At 38.2% G+C, this 602-nt stretch carries 1 pseudogene; it reads right to left on the reverse strand.

The window, feature by feature from the left end:
• Window positions 1-74: 74 nt before the first annotated feature.
• Window positions 75-602, reverse strand: a pseudogene (locus EXE10_RS21645) (hypothetical protein); the annotation flags it as partial.

Genomic DNA, 602 nt, shown 5'->3' on the forward strand with positions numbered 1-602 from the left:
ACGGTACAGCTCGGTGATTTCGTCCTGTCGGGTCTCAAGCCATCTACGTTTATTAAAATAAGGAGTTTTAGCCATCACTCAATATCCTTGTAGTAACTATCGTTGTAAACATAGCCATCAGGACTTTTCCGCTGTAAAAACCTTTTACCATCATCACTGCTTTTCCAAGTCAAAAGTAATTCTCTTGAGCTTTGATTAGCTTGATCTTTAATAGTCCTAAAATATGTATGGATTTCACTATTATTTTTAATTTTTGGCGTTGAAGCACGGACATAGCTTAGATTTAACTTTCGTCCACCTGCACTTAAAAAACTGCGGTTCATTTTTGACTGAAAATAGGCGGTGAACATGCCGTATAGTTTGCCGATCTGCACACGTACACCACGATAACCAATGTATCCCTCCAGACTTAGAAGGTACTTTTCAAAATGCTCTTTTACATCAGTATTAGATTTATTTTTTTGAAAGCTATTCACCAAGTTAACGCCACGCTGACGCACAGCTTCAAAGGCATCTTGATTTAATCGCCATGTAAAATTTGTTGCATGCCTGGTATTTTCACTTAAACCGATTTCCTGCAACTCTTTGATGCTTTTGGCTCG

Source organism: Acinetobacter sp. WCHAc060033 (assembly GCF_004209125.1).
Taxonomy (GTDB): Bacteria; Pseudomonadota; Gammaproteobacteria; order Pseudomonadales; family Moraxellaceae; genus Acinetobacter; species Acinetobacter wuhouensis.